Here is a 17,445-nt window from a genome sequence, read left to right as displayed (position 1 = left end):
ACCTAACAACTACGAGTGAAAATTGGATTTATCTATCGATGATTAGACTGATGTTAAGGCGAATTGATAAGTTAAAAGAGGGGTTTTAAGATAACCTCTAAAGGCTGTGGGAGAACTGATTTTGATCTTGGCAATCCTGTGGATCAGTTAAATATTCTTGCAGTAGAAAAGCTTGACCTGAAATATGAATTAGATCAACGCATAGATTTCATTACAAGCTTTAAAGAAGTTTACGCCCTATTTGAAAAGTATGTGCTAGAAGCAGAAAAAGCTTCACAAGGCGCAAAAAATACTTTTCCTCTATTACTAACATAAAAATTGGAAATTAGAAAGAGATAAAAAAGTTATTACTTTACCTCCCTAAATTCTCTTTTTTTGCAGAAAAAATTAAGGATTTCTATGTTACCAGCCGTCAACTTTCCTCATTATGATTTTAATCATTACTTAACCCCTCTCCACCATGAAATCCTTCAAGAATGCAACTCTCCATTAAAAAGACATATAAGATATAATTTATTAAGCTCTACTTTAAAAGTGGATATTAAAATAGCAAAGCTTTCTTTAGACATTCTTAACCAATCCAGTAAAAGCTGCAGAGAGATTACAGAAAAAATTTTATATGTAATTATAACTGAGGGTAAAAATAATATAAGGGAAATATTGAAAAAGCTTACTAAGATTTTTGCAATGAAGGGGGAGCAAGCTCTGGGCACATGTGTGGACATGCAGGAGAATTTTAGCTTGCCTGTAATTTTAGAAGCTATTGAGGCTTTTTACCAAATTACCTTATTAACCACTGCGCCTTTGTCCTCGATCTCTCACTTTCCTCCTTATGAGGCAGCAATAAGAAAGCTCGGATTAAAATTGAAAAACCAGCCTAACAATCTGGAAAAGATAAATTCAATAGCCCCATTTAAAAAGCAAGAGCACCAGCCACCGGCTCCCTTGCTTAAAACAGTTCCTGCAAATCTATTAAATGCTTTAGAAAAAAGCTTTTCCCTCCCTCATTTAATCCAAACAGCTATTAGCTATCTAGACTTTTCTTTAGAAAAAAATCAAGTAGAGATAGAAACCTACAAATCCTTTTTTTCTAAGGTAAAAAAGGATTCTAAACTTAATGAGAGCTCTAAAGTTGCTCTCATTAAAATTACGATCCTTGCATCCCGCAGGAAAGATTCTTGGGGAGAAAAAGAGCTTTGTCTAGCAGAGCTAGAAGAGATACTTGCAGAAGCCCAACATATTTATGAAAAATGGGGAGAAGAAACGCTGCAGATTTTTTACGAGGCTACGCGTGTACACTTTTCCATTAGGCTAGAGCATATTATACATATTTTCAAGCATATGCATATTTTGGCGGAAGATCTACAGATAGCCGAACAAGCTTTTGAATTATTAGATTGTTACTCCAACTGCCAGCTAAGCCCTGATCAGTTCTTAGAAAAGCTAGAGCAGCTTGCACCCACTACTCCTATGAATGCAGCTATTCTAGAAAAAGATATAAAAAATGTGCTGGTAAGATTTAAGAAAGATGATGGCCATGTTCACTTCTGCCTTCCTGACGTGCATTTAAAAACTATTACTAAGCAATTCTCCTTAATACAAGGTTTGTGTCACAAGTGGAAACATTTGCAGCTGGAAGAATTAATTAGTTTGGCACATAAAATCCGTTTTCACCCTCAGCCAAACTATAGCGATATTTTAAAGATTATGGCTATCGGTCACTTAGCTTTAAAGATAAAATTTCAAATAGAGCTTCATAGCATTCAAACCTTGACCGTACTAGGTTTATTAGCGCATGAGACAAGTTGCATAGCTCAAGTCAAGACAGGCGAAGGTAAGTCCTTGATTGTGACCTTGCTTGCTTTTGTATTAGCTATGCAAAATAAAAGCGTTCACGTTATCTCTTCTTCGCAAAACCTAGCCAGGCGTGACCAGCAGCAAGCAGCCAAATTTTTTAACATTTTTGCAATTAGTTCCTCGCATATCTGCAAAAATGAGCCAGAAGCTAATTCCTTCAAAGCAAATATACTATACGGAACCGCCACTGATTTTGAATTTGCTGTGATGCGCGAAATGCTTTATTTTAAGCCACTCTTTCCTCAACATTCCGAACACAACCTTTTTAAACGTTTTAATTATGCAATCATTGATGAACTAGATAATTTAACGATCGATACAGCAGCTAATAGTGCACGATTAGGAAATGCTGCTGAAATACATTTTAATTGGGTCTACAAGCCTATATTTGCATTTGTAAAAGCAAACTATACTAAAAGTCTCTTTAAGGATGAATCCCTCCAACAACTTAAAGAATTTTTAAAAGAATATTCAAATGGAAAATTTAGTTCTCAAGTTCATCAATTAGGCAATAGACAATTAAAAAATTGGCTTAAATCCGCTTTCAAAGCCCTTTTCGTTTTGCAGGAAAATATAGATTATGTGGTTGATGCTAAAAGCGGTGAAGATAAAAAAAAGATTTTAATCGTTGATGCAATTAATACAGGGCGTATACATAAGCATTCTCGCTGGAGCCATGGCCTACATGAATTTGTGGAAATTAAACATTCTATTTCCCCGGCGAAGGAAACCATAACTCCTATTTCTTTATCCCACCCTGCATTTTATGAAATGTATAATTGCTTGTATGGGCTTACAGGCACGCTTGGATCGCAAATAGAAAGAGAAACATTAAGAAAAATTTATCAGGTAGAAACCTTTGATGTTCCTACACAAAAGCCGGTGCTAAGAAAAGATTTTCCTCTAGTTGCAGTAGATACCAACGAGCTTCATCTGCAAACCATTATTGAGAAAATTCAACAATTTAAACAAACAAACCGCCCTCTTTTAGTCTTATGCCCTACTATTCATGCCTCCAAAGTGCTTGGAGAAATGTTAATTAAAAACAACATTTCCCATCGGATGCTTAATGAAATACAAACTGAAAAAGAAGAGGATATTTTAGCCGTGGCTGGCCTACCAGGCGCCCTTACCATTGCTACTAATAATGCAGGCAGAGGCACGGATATTAGACTAGATCCCGAAAGCCTCGAAAGAGGAGGCCTGCATGTGATATTAACATTTTACCCTAACTCTGACCGAGTGGAATATCAAGCACGTGGAAGAGCGGGCCGTCAAGGACAAAAGGGGTCCTCAGAAATCATCATTTCTTTAGAAAATCTACCGCATTTGCTGAAGTGTATGCAGAAAATAGAAGTCCCACGGCATGAATTTATTGAGCATTGCCTTCACTATCAACGAATGAGAGAAGCAAATTTTCTAAAGCATGAGCAAATCTTTCAAGCTGAGATTGAACGCTATTGCTATACCTTAGTACAAGAATTTTTTACTTTTCTCCACTCATTTAATGCTCTTTGTAATAATGAACAAATTTTAGAAAAATGGGCCGATACTCTAAAGAATCAAAAAATAAGTAAAAATCATTCCCCCGATATTCATACGTTAAGCCCTACCGAGCAGCTGATAGTAAAAGATATATTAAAACTGCTTCAAGTAGATCAAGCAGAACAAGAACAGTGGAAGAACCTTCTTAAACAAATAGGGGCCTATATCCAAGCTCAAATCCTTCATACATGGTCAGTAAAAGTTTATAAAAAATTTTCAGAGATGTCGGGTCAATTAAAGATCCAAGAGATGATTAGGGCTCAAGAGGAAGTGGATTGGTTTATAAAGATAGAAAAAGAAGATAAAAACGAAGAAGCTTCCAATACTCTTAATAAGCAGATTTCCTGCATTAGGAATGACAAACTTGCTTTGTTAAAAGAGGAAATTAAAAAGTTGTTTGAACATCATATGGCTTTATGGAAAAAATATCAGGATTCTTCAGGCTTGTTTTTTATCGAATACATTCGCGAAATGGCCAAAGTTAGTTTAAAAAACATAGCTCCTTGAAAAGTAATTTAATAAGTGTCTGTTCAATTCTACTGAATAAAAAAAGTAATAAAGCAACTGGAGGTAAAGGTGTCCTGGAGGCATCCTATACGGCCTGAGGTTTTCATATTTTTGATTATAAAATCAACTTGATTAACGGGCAATTAAGCTAGGATTAGCGAGCCTACCATTATCTTTTAAACTCTTTAAAAAAGATAAAGAGAATTTGTTAGGTTGCTAATAATAAAATAAAAATGAGATGGTGAAATAAAAACCTTCCTATAAAAGGAGCACTTCATGAGTATAATAATTAACAGCCTTCATTTTTCTAGACCCCCTGGTTACGATGAAGGGCATATAATAGAAGTAGGGGAAAAAACGCCTCTCTCTTCTATTAATAATGAAGCTTCAAAATGGTGCAAACTTATTTTCGAAAACGGTGACCGAGAAGCAAGAAGATTTGTAAAGGCTCACTACTCTAATTCTGAGGAAGCCCTAAAAGATTTAGAAAAGATTAAAGCGCTAAAAATTTCTGGTAAGAATTTGGAAACCATACCAAAAGGGTTATCTTTACTCAAAAATTTAACTATCCTAGACTTAAGCTCTAACAAGTTAAAAACTTTTCCAGAAGGAGAAGAAATTAGAAAGCTTACTAAACTACGCAACCTAATTTTAAATGGAAATCCTATCGAAAGCCTACCAGAATATGTTGTTAATCAAGAGACAAAAAATATTAGAAGTATTTCTCTTTATAGGACAGAAATTAAAGAAATCCCCTATAGCTGTAAAAATATTATCGAAAGTTATCCTGCTACAGTGATATTTACTTGATCAAGAAGCTCTTAATTAAGCATAAAAAAAATGATTAAGAGCTGTAGATTATATTAAGAGATTTTTAGCTTTTTAAGGTAGGGTAAAACGTTTTTATTTGGCTGCTAGGATATCCTAGATAGCACCTGACCTGAAAAACATGAATTGCCTGGCAAATACTATTTCTGGTAGTTGTAACTTATCTAACATCTTTTCTTATGCAAGATGTTTTGCATCTAGGAAGGCTTGTAAAAGCATCTTACCAAAACAATACTTTCCTGTATGTATTCTTTCGTTATTATGCTCATTCATCCTTTTATCCACATTCTCTTGTAATTCTTCAACATTTTTAAACACTTTCTTCCTAAAAGCTATGGCATAAAATTCGTTCAGGATAGTCTGGGGAAAACCTTTGCAGATTTTATTGGTTTAAAGGATGTCGAGCTTTAGTGCGCGAGTGGTCAATATCTTTGATGGCCAGATAAATTTCATACTCCTGGTGTTCTCTTACGCCACAATGCTCTGTTCCACGATCGGTTAACAATATCAACATTCGAACATCCTGCTCTTCAAACCAAGGAATGATTCGATCATTTAGCATATCTGCTGCTATTAACGCATTTTTCCTATCGTATAGTTTGACAAAAGATACCTTAGAATAGATATCGATCATTTTCTGTTGATAAACGCCTCTAACAGTGTCTATATAATAAGTATCTTGAGATAATAGATAACCTGGATGTTCAGTTTCAATTTCGCCATGCGCTTCTTTTTCTTCCTTGGCTTTTACAAGAGCTCTTAGTGGTCCTCTGTTAATATCATCTCTTCTTAAAGACATTTTAGCTTCCAATGCTTTGAGACGTTTTGGAAAGGTCTTAAAGATTGTATCGTAGCCAAACAGAGCGTACGCCTCCCGGCGAAATGAAGACTCCTTGTTTCTTCAAGCTCATTACATACTCTTAATTGTCTATAAGCAGGCTTTTGAAGAGAAAAATCAACCACATCTTTTTCGGTAGACTCGTCTACCCTGCTTTTTATCCAAGGTTTTCTAGGCGTTATCCCTGAAGAGCTGCCTCTCCACCTGTTTCATTAAGTTCTTAGAATCTGTAAAAGCTATCTCTAGAATATCCCATCATTTTACATGCATGAAATACATTCCCTAATGTTTCGGCTAGCTTTAGAACATTTAAGCTTGTTTTTTGTAACTTTTTGATGGGTTGCTAAATTTGACATTTTGACCCTCCTTATGGCTCTTGGAGCCACTCACTTTCAACTTTAGTCCTATCACTTTCAATAGTAACAGGACTTCAACCTTGACGGCTTTTAAATCACGTTTTCTTTATTTTTATCACAAATGTCCCGATTAAGTCCTGTCTATTGCACTTTTATACCTGCTAGGCATTGCCATATAAATCACATGTTATTCAAAGATTAAAATTTCTTTAATGGGCAAATGGTTGACTGTTTTTACTACCTATGTTAATTTTTTTACTACCTAAACCCTTTAATTAACAAGAGGTATGCCATGCAAAAATGGATGTTATTATTAAGTTTAGCATTTTTTCAGCTGTTTGCTCATCTAGCTCTTTATGGCGAATCTTATCATTCTAAACATCCGGTAGTCGTCTTTGAAACTACCCAAGGCAATTTTGAAGTGACACTCTTTCCTGACCTAGCGCCTAAAGCCGTGGAAAACTTTTTAACTCATGCTAAAGAAAATTATTATAATGGGACTACTTTTCATCGAGTGATCAAGGGTTTTATGATTCAAGGAGGTGATCCTGAAGGTAACGGTACAGGTGGCCAATCCATTTGGGGCAAGCCTTTTGCTGATGAATTTCATCCAGATCGCCATTTTGATCATCCCGGTATCTTAGCCATGGCTAATAGAGGCCCTCATACCAATGGAAGTCAATTTTTTATTACCACCGCTAAAACCCCCTGGCTGGATCAAAAGCACACCATTTTCGGGGAAGTCACTAAAGGTTATGAGATTGTCCAAAAAATAGAGGACGTGCAGACTAATGCACAAAACCGTCCTCTCGTAGCACAAAAAATTATTAAAATTTCCCTTAAAAATTAACATTTGATTGAGAGGGTATAGATAGATTTTTATTTGTATCCTCTCATTGTTATGCTTCATGGGCTGTGGGATTACTTTTCATTATAGCCTCTTTTTCTCTACCTTTAAAGGTCTGCTTCTCCCTTCACTCCTTTTTAAGTCTTTTAATCTTATACAATCTATCTTCTCTACAAGGCAGAGGGGCGGGCATTCTCAATAGCTAACGCAGGAATTTTAAGTAAATACTCAGATAGCCCACATTTAATTAAAAAGTTAGAGTCATATGCTTTTGAGCTACTTCTCATGCAACCTCATGCTTTATAAACCACTCACGTTAAGTAGAAAGACAGCTTTCTGAGAGTTGGATATGTAGACGGAGTTTTTTTAAACCTACAATTTCTTAACAGGAGGAAGATGAGAAGATCCAATCCATAAGCGTTTTATCCATCCAATGGCAACCATGTTCCTTGCCTGCCCAGCCGAGAAATCCCATATGTCCACCATACCTGGTCATATAAACATTTACATTCGAGGGAATATGATTGTAGTCTATCCTGTAGCAATCAATAAATGGATCGTCTTCTGCAAATAAGATATAAGTAGAGATCGCAATAGAATGAATAAATTTAATCGAGCTACAATGTTGATAATAGTCGATAGCGTCCTTAAACCCCCATAAAGGGGCGGTCACCTTATCATCAAACTCATACATCGATTGAATAGAAAGATCTTTTAGCCATTTTTGGCTCTGCTTTAACACCCGGGCTAAATAATACTTATGGTAAATCCAGTAGGCTTCTTTTTCGATATATTGAACAGCATGATGTAAATCTACTGGAGGGCATACTGCTATGAGATGATCCATGTATTGAACAGCCTCTTCTCCTAACTCGCCTGCTAATTTAAGAACTATATTTCCACCAAGAGAAAAGCCTATTACAACAAGCGAAGAGGTAGGAAAACGAATTTTAAGCCATTTCAAAACACTTAAGATATCTTGGCTTGTGCCTCCATGATAAGGACGTTTGGCTTTACTTACTCCCCCACTACGAAGATTAACACGCATTGCACAGTGGCCAGCTTGATAGATCTTTCGTGATAGCCGTAAAAGATAACCTGATTGATAGCTTCCTCCTAGGCCATGAACCATCACTACAATTTTGGTAGGAGGTTTTCCTGGATGAGGGTTAGAAAGATAGCAAGACAATTGATCACCATCCTCTAATGAAACTAGAATTTCATAGGAAGGCGGTGCTTTACCATTGGCTAGAAAGGTCGGTAAAGTGGTTTGGACATGAGGAGAGCTCAATCCAAAAAGAGGCTGAAAATTTAATTTGCTGAGCAAGGGATGCCTTTATAAGATTTGCTTTTAATTATCACAAAAAAGGACTGATCCCTGCAACTTTTAAAGTTAATTTTTACGCAACTTAATTTTGAAGCTTCCTAGATAGGCTATCATTTTCTTTATCCTATTCACCGGCTTGCACTTTTTATCGACAGTTTTTAAAAGTTCTTAGCAAAAAGGCGGTAACTTAATGCGATTTATTTTAATTCTCTGCGCCTTGCTTAACGTGTGGTTATAAAAACTTTTCCCATTTTATCTACTAATACAGAATTTTCAGCTTGTGCCACTATGCCTTGACCTTCTTCTACTAAAGGAGCATAACCTACCACTGACCCTGCTTTAAGTAGCTCTGCCATATGGCGCCTAATTTCAGAAAGTTCAAGCTCTGCTTCAATAAGATCATGCATACAAAAAGGAAGCCCACTAAAACTTTTAATTTTTGCAATCAAAGAACGAGGAACAGATAATGGAATAGGCCGAGCACGCACAAAAGAGAAAATTGCAGGGCTCCCCGCTTCATAAATAAAACCTTTTCCATCGGTAGCAAAAGGTTCAATGGCAAAGGTCATACCCGGCTTTACGATAGCTGTAGAATTATCGCAATAGTTAGGAATCAAAGGAGCCGTATGTACCTTATAAATTCCTAGCCCATGACCTGCAAGGTTTTTTACAGATTTAAATCCATAGGAAGAAATTTTTTCTTCAATAATTTTACCAATTTCTTTAATAGGTAGACCTACCTGGATAGATTGCTCAGCACTTAGTAAAGCACTTTCAACAGCATCAATGAGAGCTTGGTATTTGCCTGATAAATCTACTGTGACCGCGCAATCACCAATAGCGCCCTGATAACATATTCCTACATCCAATTTGATTACTTCTTGGGAAAAAATAATATCTTCGTCAGGTTGAGGTAGAAAATGTGCAGCCACATTATTTAAAGCTATTTGAGGAGGAAAAGCAGGAATGGCTCCTAATGAGAATATTTTCTCTTTAATTTTAGTGATAACCTCATTATATGAAGCTCCAGCTTTGATTAATGCTTTACCAAAAGCACGTACTTGATGAGCCATCTTCCCCGCTTGAATAAAATCTTGCTTATATTTTTCATTCATTCTTCACTTCCTTATTTTGCGAAAGTATTCTATTCAATCTAGCGCATTAAATCTACTTTAACCTTTCTTCTCTTAAGAGTTACCCTGCTAAAGCTGCATAAGCTAATTTTTTTGTAAGTTTAAGGTAGAAGAAATCCAATCATTTAAATAAGCTAAGCACATTCTTCACTAACAGGCTTTTTACAAGGTCATAAACTTTTTAGAAGTTATTATTTATGCACTACACCACTGTACAGCTCTTGTTTTTACTTTTTTTCTTAGGATTTTTATCTTTAAACTTTCTTTTGGGTGTCTATATTATTAGGCAATGGGGCAGCCCCCTACCTCGCTTATGCCATGAATTCGACAAAAAAATATGGATGACTTTAGGATTAGGAATTATTTTTTTTGGCTTTTATTTTATTTTTATCACTTTTTTGGGATGGAGCCTAAAAGGTCAAAGTTTAAGAAAAGTATTCATTTTCCTTTATGACCACACGGCCAGCTGTATCTATATTGGCTTATCTATCTTTTCATTTTTCTCGCTCTCTATCTATCTTGCAAGAATGCTGATAAAACACCTCTATTGGAAAGCCACAAAAAAAAACTTTAGAAAAAAAAGAAAGAGTTACTAATAAAATAAAGTGATTCTTGCTAGGAAACCAGCTAAACAAGTGTGCTTTAGCAGCAATGCCTCTTAAGTTAAGCTTTCGGGAAAGATTTTATTAATTTCAATAAATCCGTGCCCTCATAATGGCATGCCTTCAACTTTATAGCAAAAATCTAAGAAAGCTTAACTTTTCAATGGACAACTTTTTAACCGATGGTTTAAACAAAAAAACTTTATAAGAGGGATTAATTATAAGGATCCCAAAATTCTTAGTTCTAAATTCTATGATTTAAATGGTAAATTCCTAGCATCAAGGATCTGTATGAATATTTCTCTTCCTCCTTGTCATGAAAGTAAAAAGCCTGTTATCTCAAAAGCTACCTTTTCAGGAGGAGCTTATAGCTGCCCTATGCATCCAGAGATTGAGCAAAATTACCGCGGTTATTGCTCCCTTTGTGGTATGCCTTTAGAAACTAAACATCTTTCCTTAGAAACAGATGATTCAGAATATGTAGAGACGTGGCAGAGGTTTAGGGTAGCAGTGATCCTAACCCTCCCCCTTTTCTTTTTAGCGATGAGCAAAATGCACCCTACCTTGGATGCTTTAACCCTATCTTTAGGCACAGCATCTGAATGGATGCAATTTATTCTTGCCACGCCTGTTGTCTTGTGGGCAGGATGGCCCTTTTTTGAAAGGGCATGGTTGTCTATAGTCAATCGTTCTCTAAACATGTTTTCTTTAATTGCCCTTGGAATAGGAAGCGCCTATTTATATAGTGCTATCGCTGTGATCTTTCCTCACATTTTTCCTGCGGCGTTTAAAGAAAAGGGGCAACTTTTTGTTTATTTTGAAGCTGCGGCAGTTATCACTGTGCTTGTTCTTCTTGGGCAACTGCTAGAACTTAAAGCTAAAGTACATACCAACCAAGCTATACGCTCTTTAATAAATCAAACAGCTAAAAACGCTCATGTAATGAAAAATGGCCAAGAACAAGAAACACCTTTAGAGCAACTGCAAGAAGGCGATATTTTAAAAGTAAAGCCCGGTGAGAAAATTCCTGTGGATGGCTTTATTATCGAGGGGACAAGTTTTATTGATGAGTCAATGCTAACTGGTGAATCTCTTGCTGTTGAAAAGCAAGTTAAAGATCAGGTTACAGGTGGTACTGTAAATCAAGCGGGTAGCTTTCTTATGCAAGCCACACGTGTGGGCAATCACACTCTGCTGGCACATATCATCCAAATGGTATCCCAAGCCCAAAGAAGTAAAGCTCCTATTCAAAAACTTGCGGATTTAATTGCCAAATATTTTGTCCCCGCGGTGATAGGAGTAGCCATTCTAACATTTATGATATGGGTATGGAAAGGACCTGAGCCAAGCTTTGTTTTTGCCTTCATTAATGCGTTGGCAGTATTAATCATTGCATGTCCCTGTGCCTTAGGATTAGCCACCCCTATGTCAATCATGATGGGCATCGGTAGAGGCGCCCAAACAGGCATTCTCGTAAAGAATGCAGAAGCCTTACAACTTTTAGAAAGAGTTGATACTTTAATGGTAGATAAAACCGGTACCGTCACCCAAGGAAAACTTAGTATCTTGCAAATCACCCCCATGCATGGCTGGCAAGAAAATGAACTTTTGACATACGCAGCTTCGATAGAAAAAAACAGTGAGCATCCCCTAGCTCAAGCCATTGTGAATGAAGCTCAACGTCGATCTTTAAATCTTTTACCAAACGTAAAATTTAAATCTATGACTAGTGAAGGCGTGGCAGGAATAGTTGATAGCAAAGAAGTATTGATCGGCAGCCGAAATTTAATGCAAAGAATGCAGGTACACGGCCAAGAGGAATTACTAAAAGCCTCTCAAGCAGCGCAAGCACAAGCGCAAACCGTGCTGTTTGTTTCTGTCGAGGGAAATATTATAGGCTTTATGGCGTTAGCTGATGCTCTAAAACCCACTTCTGCTCAGGCTATTCATGAACTCCATTTGCTAGGTTTGAAAGTTATTATGTTGACTGGAGATAATACGCAGACAGCCCAAGCAGTTGCTTTAGCTACCCATATTGATGAGACTTATGCGGAAATCACTCCTCAGGGTAAAAGCCTCTTTATTCAGAACGCCATACAAAATAGGCATATTGTTGCTATGGCTGGTGACGGAATCAACGATGCACCCGCCCTAGCTGCTGCCCATGTAGGCATTGCTATGGGAACAGGCACAGACATTGCTAAAGAAAGTGCAGCAATTACTTTAGTAAAAGGTGACTTAATGGGTATCGTACGAGCCATTAAGTTAAGCCGAGCTACTATGCGCAATATTCGGCAAAATCTATTTTTTGCTTTTATCTACAATATTATAGGTGTATCTCTAGCAACCGGCATTCTGTACCCTTGGATAGGATTGCTTTTAAATCCCATGATTGCCAGCGCAATCATGGCGTTTAGCTCTGTGTCAGTAATCATGAATGCGCTAAGGCTAAGAAAGTGTTAACACTGAACAGAGAAATCAACCCTTAGAAAAATTACTGAGAAAAAAAAGAATAAGCGTTTATTAAGACAAGCAGCTGGACCGGTAACCAAAGCACAAAACGGCTCTCTTTTTGTCGTTTGTGTTTTAATACAATTCAAGACTATAAAGTAAATAAGTTGTAAAATGGTTAACATAAGGCGTGTCTATTGAAATGTTCATTTCTTCTTTTCTTATCTTGCCCATTTATCAGTCAATACATTAGGCCCTAAGCTAGATGGCTAGCTAAATTTTTAGATCTTTTGAATTCCTAAACTACTCCTATAAAATTAGTATCTCTTTGGTAAATAATCTGTGTCTTTTAATTACGCCACCCCCATCTTTTTATGCCTTCTTTTCTCTACGGCTGACGTGACGACACATCATTGAGCAAGACTTAAAAGCTAAATAATCCTTATTCTAAACTTCTAAAAATCAGTATTCTTCTCATGCTCAGCATTTTAAGCAATTGTAGGGATCGCAATAAATGCATGGCATAGAAGCGTTAAAACATCCAAGATCTAACAGAATTGTAAAAATTCTAAGCGCTAAATGATCGGCTTTATACGTACGATTATGTAAGAGGCGAGCTAATTATTCTATACCAGCTAGCCATCAATCTAGGGCTATTGGCATGAATAGCTCTTTCTCATTTAGGCTTGCAACATTTAGAAAAAAAACTTTTAATTTTTTCATATGAATGATTGCTAATATTTTTGGCTAAAAAAATGCCCGCAAAACTTGCTTAATATGCGGAGGAGATTTAAGATCGGTTTATTTGCTTCCATTAATGCTTCCAAACATGTCTTTTTCAGCATTTTTAAAAACTTCCTTGGATGAATATTTCCAATGCCTTAACTTACCAAATAACTTAAGGCTCATTCATTATGTATTAGGAAATGAATCCGCTGATTTAGATTCCGTTATTTCTTCCCTAACTTATGCTTACTTATTATATGAAAATCATTCTAAACAAGAGCTCTACCTTCCTCTTATCAACCTCAAAAGAGAGGAGTTAAATGCTCGCAGAGACCTTCTCTATTTGCTCCAGCTAGCAAAAATCCCTACTAATCATCTTCTTTTTTTAGAAGAAGCCCCTTTCAGTTATCTTTTTTCTCGAAGCCAATTACGCTTAAATCTTGTCGATCATCATATTTTAAGAAAGGACCAACAGATTTTTTCTGCCGTCGTAGAAAGCATCATCGATCATCATTTTCCTGAGCCAATAAATTATCCTCTTCTCTCGCCTGCAAGCTTGCTAATAGAACCGGTGGGTTCTACAGCCACTTTGATTGCAGAAAAACTGATCACTCATCCTACCATTAATATTACACCTGAAATAGCTATCTTGCTATTGGCACCTATATTGATAGATACTCATGATTTAAAATCTATAGATAAAACTACCTGGCGAGATATTAAAATAGCTGAAAAACTACTCCAGGTGGCTGCTGACACCCTCCCTTCTAATTTCTATGATATCCTCCAGGTAGAAAAGAATAACATCTCCCTACTATCTCCCCTACAGCTTCTTAATAAGGATTTCAAGAGCTATCTAGCCGGAAATTTTTTCTATGGAATTTCTTCTCTTCCGCAAGGAGTCGATTGGTGGCAACAAGAGAGGCAAAGCTTGCTTCCTTTGCTAAATACATATGTTCAGGACAAAGACCTATCGCTGCTGCTCCTATTTATGTCTCCCATAAGCCCCATAGGTCCGAAGCATAGAATAATCGTTTATACCCCTTCCCCCTTAATTTTAGAATCATTTAAATTTTATGTCGAAAAAGACCTGATACTAAAGAAGCTACTTTTACCGAGCTCCTCTTTAAGGCATCCATGCTTGGCATATTATGAAATAGAAAGTTTTATAGCTAGGAAGCATTTGCAACCTTATTTTCATTTTTTAAAAAATTTAGCTACTCTATCCTGATAAAGAATAAACCATTCTTTAAAGAACAAAGCTTTTTATCTATTTAACCTCTTGGGCAACAAACCAGATGCCATAAGCTCTATAAAAGAGAAAAAGGTTCAAATATAACCCCTCGATTTCTCTTAGAGAACCTATTGATAGGCTCAAACGCCAGGTCTTTCCTTTTAACCTGAATCTACGTACCTGCTAGCATTAGCTTTGACTAAGAGCTAAAGAGCAAGGTTGGGACAAGCTAAAAAAGCTTTGTAGGGTAGTAATCAAACTTTTTTGTAAACAATAAAGAGGCAAAGAATGACTTAAGGAGGCTTATTTTTAGATTGAGCTCCTACTTGATCTTTCTTCCCATAATGTTTTCTAGACCTTTCCCTCCGTCTAATTTGCTCTTTAGAATCTTTTAATCATTACATTTCTCTTAATGTTAAACATGCAACTTTACCCTGTAGGTAATTCATTGATATTTTAGGATCCCGGCCGAAAATGGCGAGCATTCTAATTAAACTCTTTCTATATTAGAGAGAAATAGGCCATGGTTATGAATGAAGAAGATATTTTTTATAAAGCTTTTCTATCCCAAGATTCTCGCTTTGATGGCAAATTTTATGTGGGAGTAAAAACTACTAAAATCTATTGCCGTCCTATCTGTCCAGCCAGGCCAAAACGCCAAAATGTGGAATTTTTTCTCAAAGCTTCATCTGCTGAGAAGGTAGGCTATAGGCCCTGCTTACGATGCCACCCCCCATCTTCGACCTCTTCCTTCGCCTATTCAGGCAGATCGGCAATAGTGTCACATGTTCTTAGAGTACTTACTGCTCAGGGGATGGGGGATAAAGGAGAAGATTATTTTGCTGGGCAATTTGGCTTAAGCGCTAGGCATTTACGCCGGCTATTTAGAGAGGAGATAGGCTTAACTCCTCAAAAAATTTGGGATAATAATCGTTTAAATTTTGCTTTAAAGCTTCTAACAAAGACTAAGCTTTCTATAACTCGTATAGCATTAGACGCGGGCTTTTCCTCTTTAAGACGTTTTAATGATGCTTTTAAAAAATATTATAAGCAAGCCCCCTCTTTAATACGAAAGAAAAATCTTTCCAATTCCCCTCATGAGAACATTATTTTAAAGTTAACTTATCACCCTCCTTTAGACTGGTCGCATTTAATTCATCATTTTAGAAACCATTTTATTCCTTATATGGAAAGTATTTCTGAGAACAGCTATGAGCGAGTTTTTAAGATTGAAGATTCAATAGGGGCTTTATCAGTAGAAGCAGATAGTCGCTATCCTTATCTCAAGCTGCAGATTGCTTGCCATGATACTAAAGTTTTATGTGCAGTAGCCAGCCGTGTCCGTAAAATGTTCGACCTTAATTCCGATCCTCTTTTCATAGCCAATCAATTTGCTTCTCATTTACCTTTATCTTTGCTATGGAAACAATGGCCGGGCTTAAGGCTGGCTAATGGTTGGGATCCTTATGAAACAGCTATCTGCGCAATTTTAGGGCAAGGCATTACCATGAGACATGCCTCCCAGCTAATTGGTCATTTGGTTTTATATTATGGAGAAAAAATTTTTCATCCCGTAACGCATGAAGAAAGATACTTATTTCCCATCCCTGAGATTTTAGCAAAAGCTTCTCTGCATGAGATTAAAACCACACAAGTACGTAAAGCTGCCATTCGAATGCTAAGCCAGAAGATTCTTCAACAAGAAATTAGCCTTTCGCCAGCTCAAGCACCTGAAGAATTTAAAAAATCCCTTCTTGCCATCCAAGGTATTGGGCCATGGACTGCAGAATACATTAGCCTACGAGCTATAGCAGATCCTGATGCTTTTCCCGCTACGGATCTAATTTTAAAAAGAGCGTTGAGGCTTAATCCTTCCTTGGACTTAAGCTGTATCCGACCCTGGCGAGGATATGCTGCCGTTTACCTATGGAAAAAATATTCTTATCATTCATCTTAAAAAAGGAGCTTCATTAGATGAAAATTTTTTATAAATACATGGATTCAATCGTAGGGAAGTTAAAGCTGGTAGCTCAAGGCAAGGTCCTTATAGCTATCTTATGGGAGCGTGAAAAGCTCAACCGTGTCAAGCTTGATGAACTTATCGAAGATGTCTATCATCCTCTTCTTATAGAAACTGAAAAGCAGCTTTTAGAATATTTTAATAAAAAGCGAAAATTCTTTGAACTCCCCTTAGAACACCACGGCACACCCTTCCAAAACAAAGTCTGGGAGGCCTTAAAGCATATTCCTTATGGCACTACTCTTAGCTATGGACAGCTTGCAAAAGAAATAAATCATCCTCGCGCAGTACGTGCCTTAGGAGCAGCCATAGGAAGAAATCCATTATCAATCGTTATTCCTTGCCACCGGGTGATTGGAACGAATGGAAAACTAACAGGATTTGCTGGGGGATTAGAAGCCAAAAGAACGCTTTTAAAAATTGAAGATTTCCCTGTTATCTAAAAAAATTAAAAAAAAGTAGAGTTTAACCCTTTTCTTTTTTAACCTTTGCACTTAAAAAAACGATTAAAATAAAATTTTCAGAGATTTATTTCCTAGGATTCGACCAGCGTTAATGCCTATATGGGTACGTAGCTCATCTGATAAGGCGCTACCTATCCTAGGGCTTATCACCTCAGCTAGTACCCATGCTTTGAAGCCCCTCTCCCCCTCTTCTGATCTTAATTTACAGTCAAAGATTTAGCATATAACCCTGCTTACTTGTAAGCTACTTTCCTAGAGGAAGAATTTCTTTCAAAGTTTCTTTAAAGCAAAATATTGCCGTGGCAGCAAGCGATCTTCCATAATAGCTGCAGAGCTTCCTCGTCTCTTGCAAAATCTTTCATGACTTTTGATAGATCGTTCAATCAGCGATTCCCGCTGAAAAAAATTCCCTCTGTGATAAACTAAAAAAGAAATTTTTTTTTGTAAACCATTAGGTGAGGTTAGTTATGGGAATGTGGGCGAAAGAGAAAAAATACCTTTGTGCTGCAGGTTTACTGGCCATCACACGTAAAGCTTTTACAAGGATCAAAGAACCCAGTGTTTCTTCAAAGAAAGCTAAAGTTCCTCTTGTTGATTGTCTGATGAGTGGTCTTGCTTTGTTTGGTTTAAAGTTTCCCTCTTTATTGAAGTTTGATCAAAGAAAAGAAGAACCTATCATTAAACATAACCTTTCGACTCTTTACAAGATT

At 36.8% G+C, this 17,445-nt stretch carries 10 protein-coding genes and 2 pseudogenes; 9 read left to right on the top strand and 3 right to left on the bottom strand.

Annotated features, from left to right (window positions below; all coding sequences use genetic code 11):
- Positions 1–138: 138 nt before the first annotated feature.
- The 3 genes from NEOC65_RS02100 (at position 139) to NEOC65_RS02090 (ending at position 4,719) form a co-directional block, all read left to right on the top strand.
- Positions 139–315: a hypothetical protein gene (locus NEOC65_RS02100; RefSeq protein ID WP_213155569.1), complete on the top strand. Its 177-nt coding sequence runs from the start codon at positions 139–141 to the stop codon at positions 313–315.
- A gap of 84 nt (positions 316–399) precedes the next feature.
- A complete protein-coding gene (locus tag NEOC65_RS02095; protein WP_213155568.1) occupies positions 400–3,909 on the top strand; it encodes a preprotein translocase subunit SecA in 3,510 nt (1,169 codons plus the stop codon).
- A gap of 276 nt (positions 3,910–4,185) precedes the next feature.
- Positions 4,186–4,719, top strand: coding sequence for a leucine-rich repeat domain-containing protein (locus NEOC65_RS02090; protein ID WP_213151171.1), 534 nt, complete (start codon positions 4,186–4,188; stop codon positions 4,717–4,719).
- Between the two features lie 195 nt (positions 4,720–4,914).
- On the opposite strand, the pseudogene NEOC65_RS02085 reads toward NEOC65_RS02090, so the two are convergent.
- Positions 4,915–5,912 (bottom strand): annotated as a pseudogene (locus NEOC65_RS02085) (helix-turn-helix domain-containing protein).
- 311 nt (positions 5,913–6,223) lie between these two features.
- On the opposite strand from NEOC65_RS02085, the gene NEOC65_RS02080 reads away from it, so the two are divergent.
- A complete protein-coding gene (locus NEOC65_RS02080) occupies positions 6,224–6,781 on the top strand; it encodes a peptidylprolyl isomerase (RefSeq protein WP_166156225.1) in 558 nt (185 codons plus the stop codon).
- 379 nt (positions 6,782–7,160) lie between these two features.
- On the opposite strand, the gene NEOC65_RS02075 is transcribed toward NEOC65_RS02080, so the two are convergent.
- Together NEOC65_RS02075 and map are read right to left on the bottom strand one after the other, a co-directional pair.
- Complete coding sequence (locus tag NEOC65_RS02075) at positions 7,161–8,105, bottom strand: YheT family hydrolase (RefSeq protein WP_213151173.1); 945 nt, start codon at positions 8,103–8,105, stop codon at positions 7,161–7,163.
- Between the two features lie 221 nt (positions 8,106–8,326).
- Complete coding sequence (map, locus tag NEOC65_RS02070) at positions 8,327–9,220, bottom strand: type II methionyl aminopeptidase (protein WP_213155567.1); 894 nt, start codon at positions 9,218–9,220, stop codon at positions 8,327–8,329.
- A 911-nt stretch (positions 9,221–10,131) separates the two neighbouring features.
- On the opposite strand from map, the gene NEOC65_RS02065 reads away from it, so the two are divergent.
- The 5 genes and pseudogenes from NEOC65_RS02065 to NEOC65_RS02045 form a co-directional block, all read left to right on the top strand.
- On the top strand, positions 10,132–12,303 hold the full coding sequence (locus NEOC65_RS02065; protein WP_213155566.1) for a copper-transporting P-type ATPase: 2,172 nt from the start codon (positions 10,132–10,134) through the stop codon (positions 12,301–12,303).
- 817 nt (positions 12,304–13,120) lie between these two features.
- Positions 13,121–14,248, top strand: coding sequence for a DHH family phosphoesterase (locus tag NEOC65_RS02060; RefSeq protein ID WP_166156213.1), 1,128 nt, complete (start codon positions 13,121–13,123; stop codon positions 14,246–14,248).
- Between the two features lie 532 nt (positions 14,249–14,780).
- Positions 14,781–16,208, top strand: coding sequence for a DNA-3-methyladenine glycosylase 2 family protein (locus NEOC65_RS02055; RefSeq protein WP_166156210.1), 1,428 nt, complete (start codon positions 14,781–14,783; stop codon positions 16,206–16,208).
- A gap of 17 nt (positions 16,209–16,225) precedes the next feature.
- Positions 16,226–16,714 (top strand): methylated-DNA--[protein]-cysteine S-methyltransferase, encoded by a 489-nt coding sequence (locus NEOC65_RS09685; protein WP_166156207.1) that lies wholly within the window; start codon positions 16,226–16,228, stop codon positions 16,712–16,714.
- Positions 16,715–17,202: 488 nt separating this feature from the next.
- Positions 17,203–17,445, top strand: a pseudogene (locus tag NEOC65_RS02045) (hypothetical protein); the annotation flags it as partial.

Origin of the sequence: Neochlamydia sp. AcF65, from assembly GCF_018342435.1 — a bacterium.
Taxonomy (GTDB): Bacteria; Chlamydiota; Chlamydiia; order Chlamydiales; family Parachlamydiaceae; genus Neochlamydia.
Note: the sequence above shows the minus strand (reverse complement) of the source record. Positions and strands in the feature narration are given on the sequence as shown.